The following is a 21,837-nucleotide window of genomic DNA, read 5'->3' as shown; positions in this document are numbered from 1 at the left end:
GGTCGCGGTCGTCGCTGCGATTGCGGGTGTTGTCGCCGAAGGGCCGGACGATGCAGCGGGTATCAGCACCGGCGATGTTCGCGCCGGCGGCGTGTACGCGGTCTGCGCAACCACCGAGCAGACCGCGCCCGATGCCCGCTTGCTGGTGTAGTTGGGCACACCATCGGCACCGACACAGCGATACAGCGTGCCCGCGGTCGCCGGTGCGGCGACGCACAGACTCAACAGCAAAAGCAGGTGGCGGCTCCCCATGGGGCCGGAGTTTCCACCCTTCCCTCTGAAATTCCAAGTACTTACAGCCGATATCGATAGCTCTGCCGCAGCCGTCCGCCTACACTAACGGCCCTTTCCTCCCGACCGGATTAAGCGCCATGACCGGGATTTCCGCCCCCAACCCGCCTGCCCCCGGCGCACCGGCCGCCACGCGTCCGGCAACCGGCAAACTCTTCATCAAGACCCACGGTTGCCAGATGAACGAGTACGACTCGACCAAGATGGCCGACGTGCTCGCCGCCGAACACGGCCTCGTACTCACCGAGAACGAGTCCGAAGCCGACGTCATCCTGATCAACACCTGCTCGATCCGCGAAAAAGCCCAGGAAAAAGTCTTTTCCCAGCTTGGCCGCTGGAAAGCCCTGAAAGCCGCCAACCCGAACCTGGTGATCGGCGTCGGCGGCTGCGTGGCCTCGCAGGAAGGCGCGGCGATCATCAAGCGCGCGCCGCAGGTCGATCTGGTGTTCGGCCCGCAGACCCTGCACCGCCTGCCCGACATGCTCGACGCGCGCCGCAGCACCGGCAAGCCGCAGGTCGACATCAGCTTCCCGGAAGTCGAGAAGTTCGACCGCCTGCCCGAGCCGCGCGCCGACGGCCCGACCGCCTTCGTTTCGATCATGGAAGGCTGCTCGAAATACTGCAGCTTCTGCGTGGTGCCGTACACGCGCGGCGAGGAAATCTCGCGGCCCTTCGACGACGTCATCGTCGAAGTCGCGCAACTCGCCGCCCAGGGCGTGCGCGAAGTGAACCTGCTCGGCCAGAACGTCAACGCCTATCGCGGCCCGATGCACGACAGCAGCGAGCTGGCGGATCTTGCCCTGCTCATCCGCGCGATCGCCCGCATCGAAGGCATCGGCCGCATCCGCTACACCACCTCGCATCCGCTGGAATTTTCCGATTCGCTGATCGAGGCGCACCGCGACGTGCCCGAGCTCGCCTCGTATCTGCACCTGCCGGTGCAATCGGGCTCGGACCGCATCCTCACCGCGATGAAGCGCAACCACACCGCGCTCGAATACAAGGCCAAGCTGCGCCGCCTGCGCGAAGCCAAGCCCGGCATCTGCATCAGCTCGGATTTCATCGTCGGCTTCCCAGGCGAGAGCGAGCGCGATTTCGAAGCGACGATGAACCTGATCCGCGATGTCGGTTTCGACCAGAGTTTCAGCTTCGTCTATTCCAAGCGCCCGGGTACGCCCGCTGCGAACCTGCCCGACGACACCGACGAAGCGACCAAGCACGAACGCCTCAAGCGCCTGCAAGCGCTGCTCAACGACAACGCCCGCGCGATCGCGCAAGGCATGCTCGGCACTACGCAACGCGTATTGGTGGAAAAAACCAGCACCCGCGACGCCAGCGAGCTCACCGGCCGCACCGAGAACATGCGCTACGTGAACTTCATCGGTGACCCGCGCATGATCGGGCAGTTCGTCGATGTCGTTATCACCGAGGTGATGGCCAATTCGCTGCGTGGTCGTGTCATCGTCGACGAGGCGATTTCTGCCTGACACACGCAACCACTTCCACAACCGGAGCACGATCCTGATGAGTTCAAGTAACAGCATCTATTCGCTGCTGAGCCAGCTGACTTCGCTGCCCATCCTGATCCTGCTGATCGTTGGCCTGGTGATGGCGGTATCGCGGCAACAAAAACATCCGCGCGTGTCGCTGTTCGCCGCAGCAGCGATGGTCGCCGGCATCGTGCAGGTGATCCTCGGTTTCGGTTTCCAGTACTGGGCCACGCATGCGGCCAGCAATGGCGCCGCCGAAGGCCTTCCGATGGCCGCGGCCGGTTTCAGCATCCTGCGCATGCTGCTGGCCTGCGCGGGCTGGGGTTTGGCACTGGCGGCCATTTTTTCGGATCGCGAACCGGCGACCACGCCACGAGCATGACCACGCATCGCGAATTCGCCCTGCAACCTGAGGACAGCGAGCGCCTCGCCAATCTCGCCGGTCCGTTCGACGAACACCTGCGCCAGATCGAACTGCGCCTGGGCGTAGAGATCGGCAATCGCGCCGGCATCTTCCGCATCACCGGCGACGACGACGCGATCAAGAGCACCGAGCGCCTGCTGCGCAGCCTGTACGACGACACCGCCACCGAACTGCTCGATCCACACAAGATCCATCTGCGCATGAATGCCGCCAACGTCGACCGCCTCAACGCCGGCGGTTTCGAGCCGCAGGACATCACCATCAAGGTCAAGCGCGGCTTCGTCAAAGGCCGCGGCGCCAATCAGGCCAACTACCTGCACGCGATCGCCACGCACGACATCAATTTTGGCATCGGCCCTGCCGGTACCGGCAAGACATTCCTCGCCGTCGCCAGCGCCGTCGAAGCGCTGAACGAATCGCGCGTGCAACGCCTGCTGCTGGTGCGCCCGGCGGTGGAAGCCGGCGAAAAACTCGGTTTCCTGCCCGGCGACCTCGCGCAGAAAATCGATCCATATCTTCGTCCGCTCTACGACGCGCTCTACGAAATGCTCGGCGTGGAAAAAGTCGCCAAGCTCATCGAGCGCAATGTGATCGAGATCGCGCCGCTCGCCTACATGCGCGGCCGTACCCTCAACGACGCCTACGTGATCCTCGACGAAGCGCAGAACACCACCATCGAACAGATGAAGATGTTCCTCACCCGCATCGGCTACGGCTCCACCGCCGTCGTCACCGGCGACCTCTCGCAGATCGACCTGCCCAAGACGCAGAAATCCGGACTAAAAGACGCGCTCGATGTGCTGCGCGGCGTCGAAGGCATCAGCTTCACCTTCTTCACTGCCCGCGACGTCGTAAGACACCCGCTGGTCGCCCGCATCGTCGAAGCCTACGACCTGCGCGATGGCCGCACCGATCACGAGAGTTGACACACTTTCGTAGGAGCGCTCATGAGCGCGATGCGCGGCGACAAAAAAGGGGCTGAAGTCCGGGGTGGCTCAGATTCACTTACGGCGCAAGGCGCCGACAGAAGTGAACCTGAGCCCGTTCTTCCTACTGCGCCAGCCCGATCTGCTTCATGAAGGCCAGGTTGTCCCAGAAGAGGTACTCCTCATCCATGACGCCATTCTTCCAGTGGCCGACTGTCACCATTTGCAGTTTGAATTTCTTTCCGGTGGGAGCAATCGTCTTGCCGTCACCTGTTGGCATCGGCTGACTGAAAGTGCCTTCCATGACGCCAATGACACTGGTCCATTCCCCGTTGGTAACTTTTACCGGGTGCTCTTTGATATGAGTATCCGGGGCGAAAACGAACTGGGGCTTCAGCTCGGCAATATGGGCCTCAAGCCCGCGAGTCGTGTGACCGTCCGGATAGTGAACGAGAATATTTTTGTCGTGGCTCTCGGAGAAGCGAGCCCACTTCTGGTTCGTGTACACATCAAAGTCCAACGTATCGAATTTTTTCAGCTCAGCATGGCCAAGTTTTTCCGCCGCCCTGTAGCGAGCCAACGCATCGTCCTTGGCGAAGACGGGTGAAGCGAAGCAAAGCGCGATTGTGAGTGCCGCCGCTTTGGCCAACATGGAACGTGTCCTCAATTGATTGGCAATCATGATCTATCTCCGATGGCTAACACGCCGACTTTGAACACGATATGCAGCGACGCCGCAATTGAAGCCTAACTCCGGAGCTGTGGGGCCACAATCGGAACGACCACAGTGGTTTGCCGCCAAACTCAAACGAGAAGCGACGCGATGGCTGCAAACATCCGGCATGCCCGCAGCTATCGCGGCCTGCGGGTCGGGCATTCCCCACACCCCCCATCAGCGTTACGATGCGCCGTCCCTCCGACGATGCCCTCGCATGACCCGCGGACCGATCCAACTTGATGTCAGCGTGAGCTATGGTTTGCCACGCCTTGGCCTGCCGGCCGCCGTCAGTTTCAAGCGTTGGGCCGCGGCAGCTTGCGCGGGGCGCATCCGCAAGGCCGATCTCGCGATCCGTCTGGTCGACACCAAGGAAGGCCGCTCCTTGAACCGGCATTACCGCGGCAAGGATTACGCGACCAACGTGTTGAGTTTTCCTGCCGAGTTGCCCGAGGGCGTGACGCTGCCGTTGCTCGGTGACCTTGTCATCTGCGCGCCGGTGGTGGCGCGCGAGGCGCGCGAGCAGGGCAAGTTGCTCGCCGCGCATTACGCCCACCTCACCATCCACGGCGTGCTGCACCTGCTCGGCCTCGACCACGAGGACGACCGCGAGGCCGAGGCGATGGAGTTGCTGGAGCGGCAGATCCTCGCCGGCATGGGCATCGACGACCCTTACTCCGAGGATTGACACGGTTCCTGCAACAACGGGGCCGACCAAGGCGATGAGCCCGATCCGGCACAGACCGGTCATGGCTTTACGCTAAACTGGCCCCCCGCCGCGATCGGCGCCTGCCCCAGAATCATGTCCGAGGACTCCGACAGTACTTCCGCGCCGGAACGGCGCTCCTGGCTCGAACGCCTGAGCCTGGCCTTTTCCGGCGAACCGCAGACCCGCGAGGACCTCGTCGAGATCCTGCGCGACGCCCAGGCCAATGGCCTGGTTGGCGCCGACACCCTGAAGATGCTCGAGGGCGCGCTGGCCGTGTCCGAGCTGCAGGTCGGCGACATCATGATCCCGCGCTCGCAGATGGTGTCCCTGCCCGCCGACGAACCCTTCCTGGAACTGATGAAGATGGTGGTCGAGTCCGGCCACTCGCGCTTCCCGGTACATGGCGACGACAAGGACGACATCCTCGGCATCCTGCTGGCCAAGGACCTGCTGCGCGGCATCGTCGCCGACGGCGGCCCCGGCCAGGTGCGCGAAGTGTTGCGCCCAGCGGTGCTGATCCCGGAGTCGAAACGCCTGAACGTGCTGCTGAAGGAATTCCGCCTGTCGCGCAATCACATGGCGATCGTCGTCGACGAACATGGCGGCGTCGCCGGCCTGATCACCATCGAGGATGTGCTTGAACAGATCGTCGGCGAGATCGACGACGAGCACGACGATGCCGGCGACGAAGCGAAGATGATCGCCGCGCAGGCCGACGGCCAGTTCGCCGTCGATGCGCTCACGCCGATCAGCGATTTCAACGAGCAATTCGGTGCGCAGTTCCCCGACGACGAATACGACACCATCGGCGGCCTGATCAATGCTGCGATCGGCCACCTGCCGGAAGCCGGCGAAGAACTCACCATCGACCGCTTCCATTTCCGCGTCGGCCGCGCCGATCGCCGCCGCGTGCATTCCTTCGTCGTCAACGTGCATGCGCCTGATTGAATCGGCGCTGCTGGCGCTAATGCTTTCCGCTGGCGCCGGGCAGGCGGAATCGACGCCAGCCGCTGCAGCGCCGCTGGCAACCGTCACCGCGCCAGACATCGCAGCACCACGCATCGACGTAATCACGATGGCGCCGGGCGAGGAATTCTGGGAGCGCTTCGGCCACGATGCGATCGTCGTCACCGATCCGACCAGCGGCACGTCGACCTCGTACAACTTCGGTTTCTTCGATCCCTCCGAGCCGGGTTTCATCGGCAATTTCGTGCACGGAAAAATGCGCTACCAGCTGGTAGCGCTGCCGCTGGCCGAGGATCTCGCCGGTTACGAAGCGAAAGGTCGCGGCGTGATCGACCAGCGCATCGATCTCGATCCGGCACAGGCGACGGCACTGGCGAATGCGCTGGCGGAAAACGCCAAACCGGAAAACTCGCGCTACACCTACGATTATTTCCTCGCCAACTGTTCGACGCGTGTGCGCGACATGCTCGACACCGCGCTCGCTGGAAACCTCAAGGCGCAGCTGACCGGACGCTCGCAGGGCAACACCTACCGCAGCGAATCGGTGCGTCTGGCCTGGCCGGCGAAATGGATGGCGTTCGGCTTCCACGTCGGACTTTCCGGCGCCGCCGACAAACCGTTGTCGCGCTGGGACGAAGCCTTCATTCCGATGCGTTTGAGCGATTCGCTGCGCGAAAGCAAACGTGCCGATGGTCGACCGCTGGTCGCCGAAGAAACGATACTGCTGCCGCATCACCTGTCGCTGCCGCCGACGGAAATGCCGCGCTGGCGCGTGCCGGCGATGTTCATCGGCATCGCGCTGGCGCTGGTCACGCTCTGGATCGGCAAACGCCGGCCGCGCCTGCTCGCGGCGCTGGCGCTGCCGTTCTGGTTTTTCGCCGGCGTGCTGGGCGCGCTGATGCTGTTCATCTGGTTCGGCAGCGCGCATGTATTCGGCTACGGCAACGAGAATCTGTTGCTGCTCAGCCCATTGAGCTTGTTGCTGTTGCCGGGTGCGCTGGCGGTGCTGTTCGGCAAGCCGGCGCCGCCCTCGTTCCGTCTTCTGTTGTGGCTGCTGGCGGGTTCGGCGGCGATCGCCGGCTTCCTGAAATTCCTGCCGTCGCGGCCGCAGGAAAACGTCGAATGGGTGCTGTTGCTGCTACCCCTGCACTGGGCGCTGGCCCGGACCTTCGCGCCGAAACGCGCTTAAAGCTTGCGGCGCGCGGCAACGCTGGCCGATGATGCCGGGATGGATAGCGCCCAAGCCCCGCCGCAGTCATCGATGGTCCGCAACGTCGTCGCGTATTGCAGCGACGGCAAGCGCAAGACCGAGATCACCCTCGAACAGATCAGCGACGTGCTCGCGGTCGACGACGCCAGCTTCGTCTGGGTCGGTTTGTACGAACCCGACGAACCGCTGCTGCTGAAGATGCAGGAAGAATTCTGCCTGCATCCGCTCGCGGTTGAGGATGCGTTGAAAGCGCACCAGCGTCCGAAGATCGAACTCTACGGCGACTCGCTGTTCATGGTGCTGCACACCGCGCAGGTGGTCAGCGGCCACATCGAATTCGGCGAGACGCATATCTTCATCGGCCCGCGCTATCTGCTGACCGTGCGCCACGGCGCCTCGCTGACCTTCAGTCCGGCGCGCGAGCGCTGCGAGAAGAGCCCGAACCTGATGAAGCTCGGCCCGAGTTACGGCCTGTATTCCGTGCTCGATGCCGTGGTCGACAACTATTTCCCGATCGTCAACGAATTCCAGGAAGAGCTCAACGAACTCGAGAAGGACATCTTCGCCGAGGATTACCGCCGCGAGACCGTGCGCCGATTGTACGAACTCAAGCGCGACCTCACGCAGCTGCGTCTGGCGGCATCGCCGATGCAGGACATGCTCAACCAGCTGATGCAGTTCCACCCGACGCTGATACGCAAGGAAGTGCGCGTCTATCTGCGCGATGTGCACGACCATGTGGTGCGCGTGAACGAAGCTGTCGACACCATGCGCGAGATGCTGACCGCGGCGATGTCGGTGAACCTGTCGCTGGTGACGGTGGCGCAGGGCGAGATCGTCAAGCGCCTCGCCGGCTGGGCGTCCTTGCTGGCCGCGCCGACGCTGCTGACCAGCTGGTACGGCATGAATTTCCATCACATGCCCGAACTCGACGAGCCCTACGGCTACTTGGCGATGATCGCCATCACCCTGGGTATCTGCGTCGTCCTGTACTTCGCGCTGCGCCGCGCCAAATGGCTGTAAATGCGCCTCGGCGTTGACAATCTCGCGGGCATTGCGCAGTTTGTCGGGCCCTGCGCGACGTTGCGCGGGCCATGGTTCGGCCGCGTCGCCGCGGCCGTTCTTGAATTGCAAGGGACCCCGCGATGCGGCTGACGATCGGACTGGTGACATTCAACAACGAGCCCGATGAGCTGGCGGCGTTTTTCCGCTCGCTGGCGATGAGCAGCGCCGGCCCGGACTTCACGCCCGCGGACGTGACGGTGCTGGTGATCCACAACGGCGATCCGGTACCGTTGCCGGCAGGCGCGCCGGCGCGCGTGCTGCCCAGCGAAGGCAATGTCGGCTTCGCGCGCGCGGTCAACCGCCTCCTGCACGCGGGCTTCGAGGATCCGGGCGTCGATGCCGTGGTCTGCGCCAATCCCGACGGCGCTTTCCATGCCGATTGCCTGCGCGAACTCGCCAGCGTCGCCAGCCGCCACGCCGCCACCTTGGTCGAGGCGCGGCAATTTCCCGAAGAACATCCCAAGCTCTACGACCGCCGCACGCTGGACACGTCCTGGGCCTCGGGCGCCTGCCTGCTGGTGCCGCGGGCGGTGTACGCGGCGATCGGCGGCTTCGACGAAAATTTTTTCCTGTACATGGAAGACATCGATTATTCCTGGCGTGCACGCGCCGCCGGACTCAAGGTCAAGCTGGCGCCGAAGGCGCTGTTCTCGCATGACGTCGCCGGCCGGCCCGCCGATGCCCTGCGCCTGCGCTTCAACCTGGTCAGCCAGCGCTATTTCGCGCACAAATGGGGCAATCCCAGCCAACGCCAGCGCGTCGAGGCCGAGATGATGCGCCAGGGTTTCGCCGGCAGCATCGACGACCTGCCGGCCTTGCCGCCGGTGCCGGCCTTGCGCCAGGCCGACTACCTGGTCAGCGATTTCGTCAACGCAGCGCATTACGCGCCCGGTCGCTGGTGAGCGCCGCGATGAACGACGCGTTGCTCACCGACACACTCAGCGTCGTCGTCCGCTCGGCGTCGATCGCGCGTCTGCCGATGCTCGACGAAGCTCTGTTCTCGTTGGCCTGCCAACACTGGAAAAAACTCGACGTGGTGTTGGCATTGCAGGCACCCAGCGCGGAATTCCTCGCGGCGGCGCAGGCAACTCTGGCGCGGCAGCCCTGGCGCGATGGCGTCAGCCATCAGGTGCTCGCGGTGCCGGCGGCGCCGGGTTTCGATGCCCGTGCGCGCTTGCTGAGCGAAGGTGCCAAGGCCGCGCGCGGCGAATTCCTGGCGTTTCTCGACGACGACGACATCGTTTACCAGCGCGGTTACGAACGCCTGATCGCCCGCCTGCGTGCGCGTCCCGACGCCGTACTCGCGGTCGGTGGCACGCGCCTGGCTTTTCTCGACGCCCTCGATGATTACTACTTCATCCGGCGTAAACAGGATGGTTTTTTCGCCTGGGGTTCGCGCCGTTTCGATTTGTTCCGCGACAACTTCATTCCGATCCACAGCTACGTGCTGGCGCGCGCGCGCCTGCCCGCGGACGTGCTGCGTTTTTCCGACGAACACGTGCCGCTGGAGGATTACGAATTCCTGTTGCGCGCGGCCACCATCGGGCCTTTCGAAACCAGCGAGCGCCTGTTCCCGGTCGCCGAATATCGTATCCATCCGGGCAATACGATCTGGGATGGCGAAGCCACCGATACCGCCCACGATTCGGCGCTGGCGCGTGCGCGCACACTGATCGCGCGCGACCAGAAAGCACTGCGCATGACCATCACCCGTAGCGAATGGCAGGAATTGCAGGCGGCGCTGTCGCCGCCCCCGGCGCCGGCAGGGCAGCCTCTGGCAGCCATCGCAGCGCCTGAACACCGCTTCCTGCACCGGCGTGCCGATACCATCTACCGGTTGCTTGATCGCTACCCGCGATTGAGCAACGCCCTTGGCGCGATGGTCGCGCGCTTCCGCCGCGCCTGACGCGCCCCTTTGCTTCCGCTCATGTTCCGGATTTCCCCATGCACGTATTGATCACCGGCGGCGCCGGCTTCATCGGCTCCCATCTGTTGGACCACCATGTCGCCGCCGGCGATACGGTGACCGTCCTCGACGACCTGTCCACGGGTCACCTGCGCAATATCGAGGCACCGATCGCCGCGGGAGCCGTCGATTTCATCCGCGGCTGCGTCACCGACGCGGCCTTGGTCGCCAAGCACGTGGCCCGCGCCGACTGCGTCTATCACCTCGCGTCCGCCGTCGGCGTGCAGCGGGTGATGACGCAGCGCATCCGCACGCTCGAGGTCGCAGTCAACGGCACCCATGCGGTGCTCGAGGCGGCAGCGCGCGACGGAACGCCCGTGCTGATCGCTTCCACCTCCGAGGTCTACGGCAAGATCACCACGATGCCGCTGCGCGAGGACAACGACCCCTGCATCGGACCGTCGGAGATCGATCGCTGGGGCTATGCCTGCGCGAAACTCGTCGACGAGTTCATGGCGATCGCCTATTTCAAGGAGCGCGCCGTGCCGGTCGTGGTCGCGCGCCTGTTCAACACCATCGGCCCACGCCAGATCGGCCAGTACGGCATGGTGGTGCCGCGCTTCGTCGAAGCGGCGCTGGCCGGCCGCGACATCCAGGTGCATGGCAGCGGCGAGCAGTCGCGCTGCTTCACGCATGTGCACGATGTCGTGCGCAGCCTGTCGCTGCTGCTGGCCACGCCGGCGGCGTACGGCGCGGTGTTCAACATCGGCAGCAACGAAGAGATCAGCATCAACGACCTCGCCGCGCTGGTGAACGATGTCGTCGGCGCGAACGTGGCGGTGCAGCACATCAGCCATCGCGATGTCTTCGGCGATTCCTTCCAGGACATCGAACGTCGCGTGCCCGATTGCTCGCGCCTGGCGCGGATGATCGGCTACGCGCCATCGACGCCGCTGCGCCGGACCATCGCCGATGTCGCCGCCGCGATGCGCCCGACGCTCGCCCTCACCACCGCCTGACCCATCCCCTGCTCCGGAGCCCCGTCGTGATCCCGAACACCCCGCGTCTCGCCCTGCCCGCGCTGCTCACCCTGGCCGTGCTCGTCGCCGCCTGCCAACCCGAGGCTGCGCCGACACCCGCGCCGGCTGCCGCAGAACCCGCCGCCACGATCGCACCGACGCCGGCACCGACCCCGATGCCGGTGGTGAGCACGGTCAGCGCCGCCTTCGCCGTTACCGGCGACCACATCAATGCCAGCACCGGCACGCTGCCCAAGGACATCAAGGATTTCGCCGCCGGCGATACCGTCTATGCGCAGATCATGCTCGACGGCCACACCGCCAGCACCACCGTGGTCCTGCACTGGAAGGACGCGGCCGGCACCGAAATCCACAAGGCCGAAAAAGCCGCCGCGGTGGAAGGCCTGACGCCAGTGATTTTCGACTACCACCCGGACGCCGGCTGGGCGCCCGGCGCGTACTCGCTGGTGTTCGACATCGACGGCAAGCCGTCGTGGGAACTGGCTTTCAGCGTCCACTGAGCCCGCCCTGGCAGGCAGCCTGCCAGGCGCGCCTTCAGCGCCCCGGCTTGATCGGCGTCAAGGCCGCCGTGTCCTGCGGCGGCTAGCCTTCGGGCATGAACGCCATCCCGCCCTTCGATGCCGACCTGCTGCGCCGTTACGACGGCCCCGGTCCGCGCTACACCTCGTACCCGACCGCGCCGCAATTCAGCAGCGCGTTCGGCGAAAGCGACTTCCGCGAAGCCGCCAAACTCAGCAACGGCGATCCGATTCCGCGCCGCCTGTCGTTGTATGTGCACGTGCCGTTTTGTTTCAGCCCGTGTTTCTACTGCGGCTGCAACCGGGTGATCACCCGCGACCACTCCCGTGCCGACGTCTACCTGACGCGACTGGTCCGGGAAGTGGCGATGGTGGCGCCCTTGTTCGATCGCGATCGCGACGTGGTGCAGCTGCATCTGGGCGGCGGCACGCCAAACTTCCTCAATGCCAGCCAGCTGGGCGAAATGATGGAGAGCCTGAGCCGGCATTTCCATTTCAGCAGCTCGCCGAAACGCGATTTTTCCATCGAGCTCGATCCGCGCTGCGTCGGCAGCAGCGACATCGAAGCGCTGGCCTTCCTCGGCTTCAATCGCGCCAGCTTGGGCGTGCAGGATTTCGATCCGGTCGTGCAGGCGGCAGTCAATCGCATCCAGTCGGTGGAAGAAACCCTGGCGGTGATCGATGCCTGCCGCAAGCATGGCTTCCGCTCCGTCAACGTCGACCTGATCTATGGCCTGCCGGCGCAGACCGCCGCCGGTTTCGGGCGCACGCTCGATACCGTGATCGCCGCGCGACCGGACCGCCTGGCGGTGTACAGCTACGCGCACCTGCCACAATTGTTCCGCCCGCAGAAACAGATCGACGCGTCGCAGCTACCCGATCCGGAAGCGAAACTCGGCCTGCTGCAACTAGCGATCGAAAAGCTGTCGTTGGCCGGCTACCGCTACATCGGCATGGATCATTTCGCTCTGCCGGACGACGAGCTTTCGCTGGCGCAGGAACACGATGGCCTGCATCGCAACTTCATGGGTTACACCACGCACGCCGACTGCGACTTGATCGGCCTGGGCGTGAGTGCGATCAGCCACATCGGCGACAGCTACAGCCAGAATCCGCGCGACCTGCCCGCCTGGGAGGCCGCCATCGACAACGGCCGCCTGCCGGTCTGGCGCGGCATGATGCTGTGGGCCGACGACGTGCTGCGCGCCGATCTCATCCAGCAACTGATGTGCCGCAGCGAGATCGACATCGCCGCGCTGGAGGCACGCCACGGCATCCACTTCGCGACCTATTTCGAAGAGGACCTGCAGCGCCTGCAATCGCTCGCCGCCGACGGTCTGGTGACGATCGAAGCGACCCGGATCCGGGCCACGGCACGCGGACGCCTGCTGCTGCGTATCATCGCCGCATGCTTCGACCGCTACCTGCACCAGCCTCGCTCCGAACCGGCCCGCTTCTCGAAGATGATCTGAGCAGGGCCCCGGGAGTGATGCGATGAGCGATCCCGCCCTCGGCCGCCCGCGCGCGTCGGCGATCGCCGACGATGGCGATGCGCTGCGCTTTTGCAGCACTTGCGCGTTTTCCGCCGCCTGCCTGTCGCAGGGTTTCGACAAAGCTTCGCTCAACGACCTGCACGTGCTGGTCGAACACGTCGGCCCCTTCCATGAGGGCGAGCACCTGTTTCGCGAAGGCGACGCGTTCACCGCGATCGCCGCGGTGCGCGCCGGTACGGTGAAAACCTACGTGCTCGATCCCGCCGGGCAGGAACAGGTACTCGGCTTTTTCCTGCCGGGCGAAGTGATTGGCCTCAACGCGATTCACCACGCGCGCTATCCGTGCAATGCGGTGGCGCTGGACACGGTGATGCTGTGCCGGTTCTCGTTCCCGAAGATGGCCATGCTGGCGACGCGCCTTCCCGGCCTGCAGGCGCAGTTGTTCCGCCTGCTGTCGCAGGACATCGGCAAGGCGGCGTTGCTGGCCGGCGACTATTCCTCCGACCAGCGCTTGGCAGCATTCCTGGTGTCGCTGTCGCGCCGCCACGCCGAGCGCGGCTTTTCGCCCAGCCGTTTCCACCTGACGATGGCGCGCACCGACATGGCCAACTACCTGCGCCTGGCACCGGAAACCGTCAGCCGCGTGCTGCGCCGCTTCCAGGACGAAGGCCTGGTGCAGGTCGATCGTCGCGAACTGGAAATCGTCGATGCCGCGCGCCTGCAGGCACTGGCACGCGCGGTGCTGCGCGACTGAGCAGATCCGCGTCCGCGTCGCGCGCAATCGGGCGGACTTGATCTGGGTCAGGGCAACCCGCGGCGGCGGCGGCGAGCATGGCGTCATCCCCTTTGTGGAGAGGCGTCATGAGCCAAACGCGGAAATTGTGGCTGTGCCTGGCAGCCCTGCTTGCAACCACCTTCGCCGTCCTGCTGTGGATGGGCGGCGAGATCCATCGCCAGGCGCCTCCCATGCCCGAGCGCGTGGTCACGGCGAGCGGCACCACGCTCTACACCCGCGCCGACATCGAAACCGGCCGCATGGTCTGGCAAAGCTTCGGTGGCCAGCAGCTGGGTTCCATCTGGGGCCACGGCGCGCTGGTGGCGCCCGACTGGAGCGCCGACTGGCTGCACCGGGAAGCGGTCGCCTGGCTGGACCTGCGCGCACAACGGCAATTCGGCGTGGCGTTCGCGCAGCTCGATGCCGGCACGCAGGCGAAACTGCAGGCCGAGCTTAAGCCCGACATCCGTCGCAACGGCTACGACTCGCGCAGCGGCACGCTGACGATCGCCGATGAACGCGCCGAGGCGATGGCGCAAGTCGCCGCGCATTACGAAAGTCTCTTCAGCAACGACCCGGCGACCGCCGCCCTGCGCGAAACCTATGCGATGAAGGACGGCACCGTCGACAGCGACGAGCATCGGCGGCAGCTGACCGGCTTCTTTTTCTGGACAGCATGGGCGACGGTGGCGAACCGCCCCGACGGCTCAACCTCGTATACCAACAACTGGCCGTATGAGCCGCTGGTAGGCAATGGACCGACACCCAGTGCCTTCCTGTGGACGGTGTTCAGCGTGCTCTTCATGCTCGCCGGCATCGGATTGCTCGGCTGGCACTACGCCGTCTACCACGGCAAGGACATCGCGCCGACGCCGCCGGCCAACGACCCGTTGCGCGGCATCACGATCTCGCCGTCAATGAAAGCGACGGCGAAATATTTCTGGCTGGTGCTGGCCTTGTTCCTGGTGCAGATCCTGCTGGGCGCGACGACGGCGCATTTCCAGGTCGAGGGCCGCGAGTTCTACGGCTTCAAGCTCGCCGAAATCCTTCCCTATTCGCTGACGCGCAGTTGGCACACGCAATTGGCTGTGCTCTGGATCGCCACCGCCTGGCTGGGCACCGGGCTGTACATCGCACCGGCGATTTCCGGTCATGAGCCGAAATGGCAGCGCGCGGGCGTCAACTTCCTTTTTGGCTGCCTGGTGCTGATCGTGGTCGGTGCGTTCACCGGGCAATGGTTCGCGGTGATGCAAAAGCTTGGTCTTGCGAACAATTTCTGGTTCGGTCACCAGGGCTGGGAATACGTCGACATCGGTCGCTTCTGGCAGGCCTTCCTGTTCGTCGGCCTGATGCTCTGGCTGCTGCTGATGGGTCGGGCACTTTGGCCGGCGCTGGTGCGCAAGGACGAGATGTCCTCGATCGTCGGCCTGTTGTTCCTGTCGACAATCGCGATTGGCCTGTTCTACGCCGCCGGCCTGATGTGGGGCGAGCACACGCACCTGTCAATGGTCGAGTACTGGCGCTGGTGGGTCGTGCATCTCTGGGTGGAAGGATTCTTCGAGGTATTCGCAGTCGCGGTGATGTCCTTCCTGTTCGTCAAGCTGGGACTGGTGCGCGGGCGCACGGCGACGGTGAACGTGCTGTTCGCGACGGTCGTGTTCATGGCGGGCGGCGTGCTCGGTACGTTCCACCATCTCTACTTCACCGGCACCACGACGGCGGTTGTGGCGCTGGGCGCATCGTTCTCGGCGCTGGAAGTGGTGCCGCTGGCCTTCATCGGCATGGAAGCCTACGAAACCTGGAACCACAGCCAGGCGACACCGTGGATGGCACGCTATCGCTGGCCGATCATGTTCTTCATCGCGGTCTCGTTCTGGAACCTGGTCGGCGCCGGGCTGTTCGGTTTCCTGATCAACACGCCGCTCGCGCTTTACTACATGCAGGGACTCAACCTGACGGCGCTGCACGGCCACACCGCGCTGATGGGCGTGTACGGCATGCTCGGCATCGGCCTGATGCTGTTTTGCGTACGCGGCTTGCTGCCCGACGTGCATTGGCAGGACAAGCCGCTGCGGATCAGCTTCTGGACCTTGAATGCCGGCCTGTCGATGATGGCGCTGTTCACCCTGTTGCCGCTCGGCCTGTTGCAGCTCAACGCCGTGCTCGAACATGGCTACTGGTATGCGCGCTCGGCGGAATTCATGGGCCGGCCGATCATCGATGTGCTGGTATGGATGCGCGTGCCCGGCGACACGGTGTTCGCGGCGGGTGCGCTGACGCTGTCGTGGTTCGTGCTGCGCCTGTGGCTGGCGCCACGCCGCCAGTCCGAGGCACTGGGTGCGGCGCTGCCGGAAACCTGAGGATGTCGTCGCAAGACCGTCGCGGCGTCGCACTCGTTGCGATGCCGCGCCGCCTGCAGCTATCGACCGGGAAGCAGTGACAATGGATTCACCTTTGCGCGTCGACAGCACCACGTTTTCGCCGCGCCTGCTGGCGGCGGCGCCGCACCGACTGCTGTTCTTCGTCGGCGCCGGAAATGTCCTGCTCGCCATGGCGTGGTGGACGCTGTGGCTGGTCAACGCGCGCTGGCCGCAGTTCGCGATGCCGCAACCGGCGATCCCCGCGGGCTGGATGCATGCGCTGGTGATGCAATACCAGGTGTTGCCGCCTTTCATCTTCGGCTTCCTGATGACCGTGTTTCCGCGCTGGATGTCGCTGCCGGCGCTGGTGCGCTGGCATTACGTGCCGGTCGGCTTCGGCCTGCTCGGCGGACAACTGCTGACCCTGGTCGGGCTCTGGGGTATTCCATCCTGCCTTTATCTGGGCTTGCTGCTCACCTTCACCGGCTGGCTGGTTGGTCTGGTCATCCTGTTGTCGCTGCTGTGGCAGGAAAGCAAAACCACCTGGCATGCGATCAGCGCCGCGGCGGCGCTGTTTTTCGGACTGATCGGCCTCGGCCTGGTGTTCGCCTATCTGTTCACCGGCAATCCCCGCCTGATGTTCGCGGCGATCAAGTTCGCCGCGTTCGGATTCCTGCTGCCGGTCTACTTCACCGTGAACCACCGGATGATCCCGTTCTTCGCCAGCGTCGCGCTGCCGGACTACCGCCCGTTCAAACCGATGCCGGCGCTGGCGCTGTTCTGGTTTCTGACGCTCGCGCACCTGGGCCTGGAGCTGGTGCACGGTTACGCGTGGCTGTGGCTGTGCGATCTGCCGATGGCGGCGCTGTGCCTGTTCCTGCTCGTGCGCTGGTGGCCGCGCAGCGCGACGATGCCGGCGTTGCTGCGCGTGCTGCTGCTTGGCTTCGCCTGGCTGCCGGTCGCGTTCGCGATGTACGCGGGGCAAAGCCTGTGGTTCGCCGCGACCGACCAATACCTGTTCGGACGCGCGCCGGCACACGCGCTGTTCATCGGCTACTTCGGCAGCCTGCTGGTGGCGATGGTTACCCGCGTCACGCAGGGACACTCGGGCCGCGTGCTGGAATTGGGACCGACAGCAACGTTCGCCTTCGTGCTGGTGCAGGCGGTCGCGTTGCTGCGCATCGTCGCCGAGGTGCGCGTCGATGCGCTCGCCTGGCAGGCCGTCGCAGGCATCTTCTGGCTGGTTGCCTTCACGCCCTGGGTGCTGCGTTCGCTGGCGATCTATCTGCGCCCGCGCGCGGACGGCAAACCGGACTGAACGGATGATCGAGTACTACCTGCAGATCAAGTGGATCCATATCGCCGCCGTGATCGCCAGCGGCGGCCTGTTCTTCCTGCGCGGCCTGCTTGTGCTCGCCGGCAGGCGCTGGGCGATGGCGCTGCCGCTGCGCCTGCTCAGCTACGGCATCGACAGCGTGCTGCTGACTGCGGCGCTGATGCTGGCGACGATCCTGCACCAGGCGCCGTTCGTCGATGCCTGGCTGACCACCAAGGTCTGCCTGCTGGCGGTGTACGTGGTACTGGGCTCGATCGCGCTCAAACGCGGTCGCAGTCCGCGCCAGCGCGCCCTGGCGTTTGCCGCAGCCTTGCTGGTCTACGGCTTCATCATCAGCGTGGCCGTGGCCCACCATCCTGCGGGAATCTTCCGGCTGCTGGCGTCCTGACCGCTGCAATTGATGCAGATCAATGCGTCGCGCCCGTCGACGGCGCAACGTGGCCGAAAAGATCGTCTGACATTGCTACCCGGGGAGATCACATGAAACGCCACGCCACCGTCTCGCTGCTCGCGGCCGTCGTCCTCCTGGCGGGTTGCCAGGCAAAGGCACCGCTTCCGGAAACCAAAATACCGGCCGATACCGGCGGCTCGGCGGCGGGCGACTTCGGTCCGCCGCAGGGCGAACCGATCCACGCGGTACTGACCTCGCCGCCGCTGGTGCCGCCAGCGACGCATCGCCACACGCCCGCGAAAGTGATCGTCGAACTGGAAGTGCGTGAAGTCGAGAAGGAAATTTCCGAAGGCGTGAAATACACCTTCTGGACCTTCGGCGGCACGGTGCCGGGCAGCTTCATCCGCGTGCGCCAGGGCGACACGGTGGAGTTCCATCTCAAGAACCATCCCGACTCGAAGATGCCGCACAACATCGACCTGCATGCCGTCACCGGTCCGGGCGGCGGCGCGGCATCGAGCTTCACCGCGCCCGGGCACGCTTCGCAGTTCACCTTCAAGGCGCTCAATGCCGGACTGTTCGTCTATCACTGCGCGACCGCCCCGGTCGGCATGCACGTCGCCAACGGCATGTACGGGTTGATCCTGGTCGAACCGCCGCAGGGGCTACCGGACGTCGACCGCGAGTACTACGTGATGCAGGGCGATTTCTACACCGTGGGCAAGTACCGCGAGAAAGGCGCGCAACCGTTCGACATGCAGAAGGCGATCGACGAGAACCCGACCTACGTGCTGTTCAACGGCTCGGAAGGATCGCTGCTCGGCGACAAGGCGCTGCAGGCCAAGGTCGGCGAGACCGTGCGCTTGTACGTCGGCAATGGCGGCCCCAACCTCACGTCCAGCTTCCATGTGATCGGCGAGATCTTCGACAAGGTCTGGACCGAAGGCGGCACGCATTTCCAGGAAAACGTGCAGACGACCCTGGTGCCCGCCGGCGGTTCGGCGATCGTCGAATTCCATACCGAAATCCCCGGCACTGGCGTCATCGTCGACCATTCGCTGTTCCGCGCCTTCAACAAGGGCGCGCTCGGCATGATCAAGATCGAAGGGCCGGAGAACAAGGCGGTGTATTCGGGCAAGGAAGTCGACAGCGTCTACCTCGGCGACAAGGCGGTCAGTGCCGCGCCCGTAGCGGCGGCAGCCACCGCCAATGCCGCCGGCGCGCTCACGCTGGAACAGCAGGTGCAGGCCGGCGGCGCCCTGTTCAACGGCACCTGCTCGGTATGCCACCAGCCCACCGGCACCGGCATCCCGAACGTGTTCCCGCCGCTGGCGAAATCGGATTTCCTCGCCGCCGATACCCACCGCGCGCTCGGCATCGTGCTCAACGGTTTCTCCGGGCCGGTCACGGTGAACGGCAACAACTTCAATTCGGTGATGCCGCCGATGAGCCAGCTCAATGACGACGAGGTGGCCAACATCCTCACCTTCGTGCTCAACAGCTGGGGCAACAAGGGTGGTCGCGTCAGCGCCGCCGATGTTGCCCGCGTCCGCGCCAGCACGCCGCGGCCGCAGGGCGCGGCGCATTGACGATGCGTCGCTTCGCACCCGCGCTGCTGTTGCTGTTGGCGGTCGTGGCGCGGGCCGATGGCGGTTATGTGCGCATTCCCGCCGGCGAATACAAATCGGTGATCCGCTACGAAGACGGCAACGGCAAACGCCAGGTACCGGCATTCGCGATGATGAAGCGGCCGGTGACCAATGGCGAATTCCTCGCGTTCGTGCGCCGCCATCCGGAATGGCGGCGCGATCGCGTGCCGTCGATATTCGCCGAGCGCGGCCACTACCTCGCGCACTGGTCGGCGCCCTTGCAACCGGGCGCCACGGCATTGCCGCAGCAAGCGGTCACCGAGGTGAGCTGGTTCGCCGCCACGGCGTTCTGCGAAGCGCAGAACGCGCGCCTGCCGACCTGGGCGGAATGGGAATACACCTCCGCGGCCGACGCCACGCGCCGCGATGCGCGCGCCGACCCGCAATGGCGCGAAGCAATCCTGGGCTGGTATGCGCGCCCGGCGAACGCACCGATGTCGCCGGTCGGAAAATCCCCGGCGAACGTCTACGGCGTGCAGGACCTGCATGGCCTGATCTGGGAATGGACACAGGACTATGCGGCGATGCTGGTGTCCGGCGACAACCGCACGCAATCGGATCCGGACCTGGCGAAATTCTGCGGCGCCGGCGCGTTGTCGATGGACGACCGGGAAAATTACGCCGTGTTGATGCGCGTGGCGATGCTGTCCTCGCTCGAAGCGGTCAACAGTACCTCCAGCCTCGGATTCCGCTGCGCCCGCGACCTGCCTTGAAGGATCTTCGATGAAACGCGCCTGCCTTTTTTCCCTGTTGCTCATTCCTGTGCTCGCATTCGCAGCCGCACCTTTGCCGCCGGATTCGATACTGCAATCGTCGGGCCAGTACACCCGCCAGGACGGGCGCAATTTCCATCTCGCCGACCGCCGCGGTAGCGTGCAGGTGGTCGGCATGTTCTACAGCTCCTGTCCCTATATGTGCCCGCTGCTGATCGACACGGGTCTCGGCGTCGATCACGCGCTTGCACCGGGCGAGCTCGCGCGCCTGCAGGTGATGCTGGTCAGCATCGATCCGGCCCGCGACACGCCGGCGGCGCTCGCAGCCCTGGCGAAGAAGCGTCACCTCGACGGCAGCCGCTGGACGCTGGCACGCACCGACGAAGACAGCGTGCGCAAGCTCGCGGCACTGCTCGGCGTGCGCTATCGCCGCCTCGCCAACGGCGACTTCAATCACACCAGCCGCTTGCTGCTGCTCGATGCCGAAGGCCGCATCGTCGCGCAGACGGAGAAGATGGGGGCCGCGCCCGATCCGGCCTTCCTCGCTGCCGTGCACAAGGCGCTGGCACAGCCCGGACGATGACGCAGGCGGCGGCCCGCCGATACTGTTCGCTCAGTAGGTGTATTCGACGCTCAACCAGCGCTTGCCGACATCGGCACCGACATTGCCCGCACGAAACTGCGCCAGCTTGAGCATGCCGTTCCAATGCGGCGCGAAAGCCCATGACACCGAGGCATCGCATTCATTGCCGTAGTCGATGCGGGCATGGTCGGAGCGGAATTCGTGCCAGACCAGATTCGTCGTCACCTTGCCGCGCTTGTAGCTCCAGCCAATGCTGCGATCCTGCAGGCCGTTGGCCGGCGTGGTGAGGAAACGATCGTCCCAGCCATTGAACGCATGCAAGGTCGCAAGCGGCGTCTGGAACGCGTAGCTGCCATCGCCGCCGAGCACTTCCCTGCCTATTTTCAGACTGTTTCCCCGCCAGACGAGACCCGCCTCGAGCAAGGAATAGCGCGCGCCGATCACGCTGCTGCCATGCGCATAGCGACCCTGGTGGGCCAGTTCGGCCGCGAGCGTCCAACCCAGCGCAGCGACGTCGTTGTTCGCGGGGAAATTACCGGCGGCGACATAGCGCAGACCCAGGTCGCGGTGCGACGTGAGCGGCAGGCTGCGGTTTTCGATGAAATAGCCGTAGCCGGTGAGGGTTCCCGGCCCGAGCGCATGCGCGACGCTCAGCAGATGCGCGTCCAGCTGCCAGCGCGCCAGGTTGGCGTTGCCATTGTCGGCGCCGAACACGCGTTGCACGCGACCGAGCCAGCTGTAACGCAGGCTGAGTCCATTGGCGAAACGATGCTGCGCATCGAGGGCATCGAAGGTCTGTTCGTTCTGTCGCCAGCCGCTGTTGCCGATGAAGCGCTGGTTGTCGTACTGCAGCCGTTGCCGACCGAGGCGCAGGTGCGATGCCGACGAGGGCGCATAGTCCAGGTAGGCCTGGTTGATCTCGGCGTTGTCGGGGTCGCTGATGGCGGGATAGGCGGTGCGCCCGTTGTCGCTGCTGTTGTAGCGCTCGCCGCCAAGATGGGTGGTGCCCTCGAACTCGACAACGCCGCTCCAACCGGAGCGCTGCGCCGTGCGATATCCCAGGCGCAGGCGCAGCGTCGCGGCGTCGGCGCGGCGGGCGAAGAAATCGTCGTCGACCTCTTCCCAACGCAGGCGGGTATCAAACAACAGCTTTGCCGGCGCCGGCTTCGCTGGCAGCGGCGCCGCCTGCGCCTGCGCGCGATGACTCGCAAGGCCTCCGCCTGCCAGCAACAACATGCACAACGTGTGTCGTGTCTTCATGGCCATGACTTGCTCCC

The 21,837-nt window shown here is 65.1% G+C and carries 22 protein-coding genes; 19 read left to right on the top strand and 3 right to left on the bottom strand.

The genetic code is table 11. From position 1 onward, the window contains the following. On the bottom strand, window positions 1–252 hold a 252-nt coding region (locus VKM35_RS01965; protein WP_324317797.1), incomplete at its 3' end, for a DUF4124 domain-containing protein. A gap of 119 nt (window positions 253–371) precedes the next feature. Here VKM35_RS01965 and miaB point away from each other — a divergent pair. From miaB to VKM35_RS01950, 3 genes are read left to right on the top strand one after another with little or no spacing between them, the layout of a single operon-like run. After that, window positions 372–1,778: a tRNA (N6-isopentenyl adenosine(37)-C2)-methylthiotransferase MiaB gene (gene miaB / locus VKM35_RS01960; RefSeq protein WP_324317795.1), complete on the top strand. Its 1,407-nt coding sequence runs from the start codon at window positions 372–374 to the stop codon at window positions 1,776–1,778. Window positions 1,779–1,815: 37 nt separating this feature from the next. After that, on the top strand, window positions 1,816–2,163 hold the full coding sequence (locus tag VKM35_RS01955) for a hypothetical protein (protein ID WP_324317794.1): 348 nt from the start codon (window positions 1,816–1,818) through the stop codon (window positions 2,161–2,163). Beyond that, complete coding sequence (locus VKM35_RS01950; protein WP_324317793.1) at window positions 2,160–3,131, top strand: PhoH family protein; 972 nt, start codon at window positions 2,160–2,162, stop codon at window positions 3,129–3,131. The genes VKM35_RS01955 and VKM35_RS01950 overlap by 4 nt, the downstream gene beginning before the upstream one ends. A gap of 124 nt (window positions 3,132–3,255) precedes the next feature. On the opposite strand, the gene VKM35_RS01945 is transcribed toward VKM35_RS01950, so the two are convergent. Continuing rightward, the gene (locus VKM35_RS01945; RefSeq protein WP_324317792.1) at window positions 3,256–3,813 is read right to left on the bottom strand and encodes an ester cyclase; all 558 of its coding nucleotides are present in this window, start codon (window positions 3,811–3,813) and stop codon (window positions 3,256–3,258) included. A 250-nt stretch (window positions 3,814–4,063) separates the two neighbouring features. Here VKM35_RS01945 and ybeY point away from each other — a divergent pair, with 250 nt between their 5' ends. The 16 genes from ybeY to VKM35_RS01865 all read left to right on the top strand — a co-directional run bounded on the left by ybeY (window position 4,064) and on the right by VKM35_RS01865 (window position 20,560). Then, window positions 4,064–4,534, top strand: coding sequence for an rRNA maturation RNase YbeY (gene ybeY / locus VKM35_RS01940; protein WP_324317790.1), 471 nt, complete (start codon window positions 4,064–4,066; stop codon window positions 4,532–4,534). A 114-nt stretch (window positions 4,535–4,648) separates the two neighbouring features. Further along, window positions 4,649–5,503 (top strand): HlyC/CorC family transporter, encoded by an 855-nt coding sequence (locus VKM35_RS01935; RefSeq protein WP_324317788.1) that lies wholly within the window; start codon window positions 4,649–4,651, stop codon window positions 5,501–5,503. Next, complete coding sequence (locus VKM35_RS01930; RefSeq protein ID WP_324317786.1) at window positions 5,490–6,710, top strand: DUF4105 domain-containing protein; 1,221 nt, start codon at window positions 5,490–5,492, stop codon at window positions 6,708–6,710. The genes VKM35_RS01935 and VKM35_RS01930 overlap by 14 nt, the downstream gene beginning before the upstream one ends. A gap of 39 nt (window positions 6,711–6,749) precedes the next feature. Beyond that, window positions 6,750–7,754, top strand: a complete 1,005-nt coding sequence (gene corA / locus VKM35_RS01925; protein ID WP_414636532.1) for a magnesium/cobalt transporter CorA — start codon at window positions 6,750–6,752, stop codon at window positions 7,752–7,754. Window positions 7,755–7,876: 122 nt separating this feature from the next. Beyond that, entirely contained in the window at window positions 7,877–8,698 is an 822-nt protein-coding gene (locus VKM35_RS01920) for a glycosyltransferase family 2 protein (protein ID WP_324317784.1), read from the top strand. A gap of 8 nt (window positions 8,699–8,706) precedes the next feature. Continuing rightward, the gene (locus VKM35_RS01915) at window positions 8,707–9,702 is read left to right on the top strand and encodes a glycosyltransferase family A protein (protein WP_324317782.1); all 996 of its coding nucleotides are present in this window, start codon (window positions 8,707–8,709) and stop codon (window positions 9,700–9,702) included. Between the two features lie 38 nt (window positions 9,703–9,740). Next, the gene (locus VKM35_RS01910; RefSeq protein WP_324317780.1) at window positions 9,741–10,721 is read left to right on the top strand and encodes an NAD-dependent epimerase/dehydratase family protein; all 981 of its coding nucleotides are present in this window, start codon (window positions 9,741–9,743) and stop codon (window positions 10,719–10,721) included. 26 nt (window positions 10,722–10,747) lie between these two features. After that, complete coding sequence (locus tag VKM35_RS01905) at window positions 10,748–11,242, top strand: hypothetical protein (RefSeq protein ID WP_324317778.1); 495 nt, start codon at window positions 10,748–10,750, stop codon at window positions 11,240–11,242. Between the two features lie 95 nt (window positions 11,243–11,337). Beyond that, the gene (hemN, locus tag VKM35_RS01900) at window positions 11,338–12,732 is read left to right on the top strand and encodes an oxygen-independent coproporphyrinogen III oxidase (protein WP_324317776.1); all 1,395 of its coding nucleotides are present in this window, start codon (window positions 11,338–11,340) and stop codon (window positions 12,730–12,732) included. 22 nt (window positions 12,733–12,754) lie between these two features. Further along, the gene (locus VKM35_RS01895; RefSeq protein WP_324317774.1) at window positions 12,755–13,507 is read left to right on the top strand and encodes a helix-turn-helix domain-containing protein; all 753 of its coding nucleotides are present in this window, start codon (window positions 12,755–12,757) and stop codon (window positions 13,505–13,507) included. A gap of 107 nt (window positions 13,508–13,614) precedes the next feature. Then, entirely contained in the window at window positions 13,615–15,888 is a 2,274-nt protein-coding gene (locus tag VKM35_RS01890) for a nitric-oxide reductase large subunit (protein WP_324317772.1), read from the top strand. 82 nt (window positions 15,889–15,970) lie between these two features. Then, the gene (locus VKM35_RS01885) at window positions 15,971–17,206 is read left to right on the top strand and encodes an NnrS family protein (protein ID WP_324317771.1); all 1,236 of its coding nucleotides are present in this window, start codon (window positions 15,971–15,973) and stop codon (window positions 17,204–17,206) included. Window positions 17,207–17,210: 4 nt separating this feature from the next. Next, entirely contained in the window at window positions 17,211–17,612 is a 402-nt protein-coding gene (locus VKM35_RS01880; protein WP_324317769.1) for a SirB2 family protein, read from the top strand. A 92-nt stretch (window positions 17,613–17,704) separates the two neighbouring features. Further along, window positions 17,705–19,204 carry a copper-containing nitrite reductase gene (nirK, locus tag VKM35_RS01875; protein ID WP_324317767.1) on the top strand — a complete coding sequence of 500 codons (1,500 nt, stop codon included), beginning with the start codon at window positions 17,705–17,707 and terminating at the stop codon, window positions 19,202–19,204. Between the two features lie 2 nt (window positions 19,205–19,206). Next, window positions 19,207–19,977, top strand: a complete 771-nt coding sequence (locus VKM35_RS01870) for a formylglycine-generating enzyme family protein (RefSeq protein ID WP_324317764.1) — start codon at window positions 19,207–19,209, stop codon at window positions 19,975–19,977. A 10-nt stretch (window positions 19,978–19,987) separates the two neighbouring features. Beyond that, window positions 19,988–20,560, top strand: coding sequence for an SCO family protein (locus VKM35_RS01865; protein ID WP_324317762.1), 573 nt, complete (start codon window positions 19,988–19,990; stop codon window positions 20,558–20,560). A 30-nt stretch (window positions 20,561–20,590) separates the two neighbouring features. Here VKM35_RS01865 and VKM35_RS01860 read toward each other — a convergent pair. Then, window positions 20,591–21,837: alginate export family protein (locus VKM35_RS01860; RefSeq protein ID WP_324317760.1), on the bottom strand; the 1,247-nt coding region annotated here is incomplete at its 5' end.

Origin of the sequence: Arenimonas sp., from assembly GCF_035312645.1 — a bacterium.
Taxonomy (GTDB): Bacteria; Pseudomonadota; Gammaproteobacteria; order Xanthomonadales; family Xanthomonadaceae; genus Arenimonas.
The sequence above is the reverse complement of the archived record's forward strand: the minus strand, read 5'-3'. Positions and strand labels throughout refer to the sequence as shown.

Coding starts and splice junctions, on each gene's coding strand:
- VKM35_RS01870 (WP_324317764.1), top strand. CDS start 19,207: ATGCGTCGCTTCGCACCCGCGCTGCTGTTGCTGTTGGCGGTCGTGGCG.
- VKM35_RS01930 (WP_324317786.1), top strand. CDS start 5,490: ATGCGCCTGATTGAATCGGCGCTGCTGGCGCTAATGCTTTCCGCTGGC.
- miaB (WP_324317795.1), top strand. CDS start 372: ATGACCGGGATTTCCGCCCCCAACCCGCCTGCCCCCGGCGCACCGGCC.
- VKM35_RS01945 (WP_324317792.1), bottom strand. CDS start 3,813: ATGATTGCCAATCAATTGAGGACACGTTCCATGTTGGCCAAAGCGGCG.
- VKM35_RS01885 (WP_324317771.1), top strand. CDS start 15,971: ATGGATTCACCTTTGCGCGTCGACAGCACCACGTTTTCGCCGCGCCTG.
- nirK (WP_324317767.1), top strand. CDS start 17,705: ATGAAACGCCACGCCACCGTCTCGCTGCTCGCGGCCGTCGTCCTCCTG.
- VKM35_RS01890 (WP_324317772.1), top strand. CDS start 13,615: ATGAGCCAAACGCGGAAATTGTGGCTGTGCCTGGCAGCCCTGCTTGCA.
- corA (WP_414636532.1), top strand. CDS start 6,750: ATGGATAGCGCCCAAGCCCCGCCGCAGTCATCGATGGTCCGCAACGTC.
- VKM35_RS01920 (WP_324317784.1), top strand. CDS start 7,877: ATGCGGCTGACGATCGGACTGGTGACATTCAACAACGAGCCCGATGAG.
- VKM35_RS01915 (WP_324317782.1), top strand. CDS start 8,707: ATGAACGACGCGTTGCTCACCGACACACTCAGCGTCGTCGTCCGCTCG.
- VKM35_RS01880 (WP_324317769.1), top strand. CDS start 17,211: ATGATCGAGTACTACCTGCAGATCAAGTGGATCCATATCGCCGCCGTG.
- VKM35_RS01910 (WP_324317780.1), top strand. CDS start 9,741: ATGCACGTATTGATCACCGGCGGCGCCGGCTTCATCGGCTCCCATCTG.
- VKM35_RS01865 (WP_324317762.1), top strand. CDS start 19,988: ATGAAACGCGCCTGCCTTTTTTCCCTGTTGCTCATTCCTGTGCTCGCA.
- VKM35_RS01955 (WP_324317794.1), top strand. CDS start 1,816: ATGAGTTCAAGTAACAGCATCTATTCGCTGCTGAGCCAGCTGACTTCG.
- ybeY (WP_324317790.1), top strand. CDS start 4,064: ATGACCCGCGGACCGATCCAACTTGATGTCAGCGTGAGCTATGGTTTG.
- hemN (WP_324317776.1), top strand. CDS start 11,338: ATGAACGCCATCCCGCCCTTCGATGCCGACCTGCTGCGCCGTTACGAC.
- VKM35_RS01935 (WP_324317788.1), top strand. CDS start 4,649: ATGTCCGAGGACTCCGACAGTACTTCCGCGCCGGAACGGCGCTCCTGG.
- VKM35_RS01895 (WP_324317774.1), top strand. CDS start 12,755: ATGAGCGATCCCGCCCTCGGCCGCCCGCGCGCGTCGGCGATCGCCGAC.
- VKM35_RS01950 (WP_324317793.1), top strand. CDS start 2,160: ATGACCACGCATCGCGAATTCGCCCTGCAACCTGAGGACAGCGAGCGC.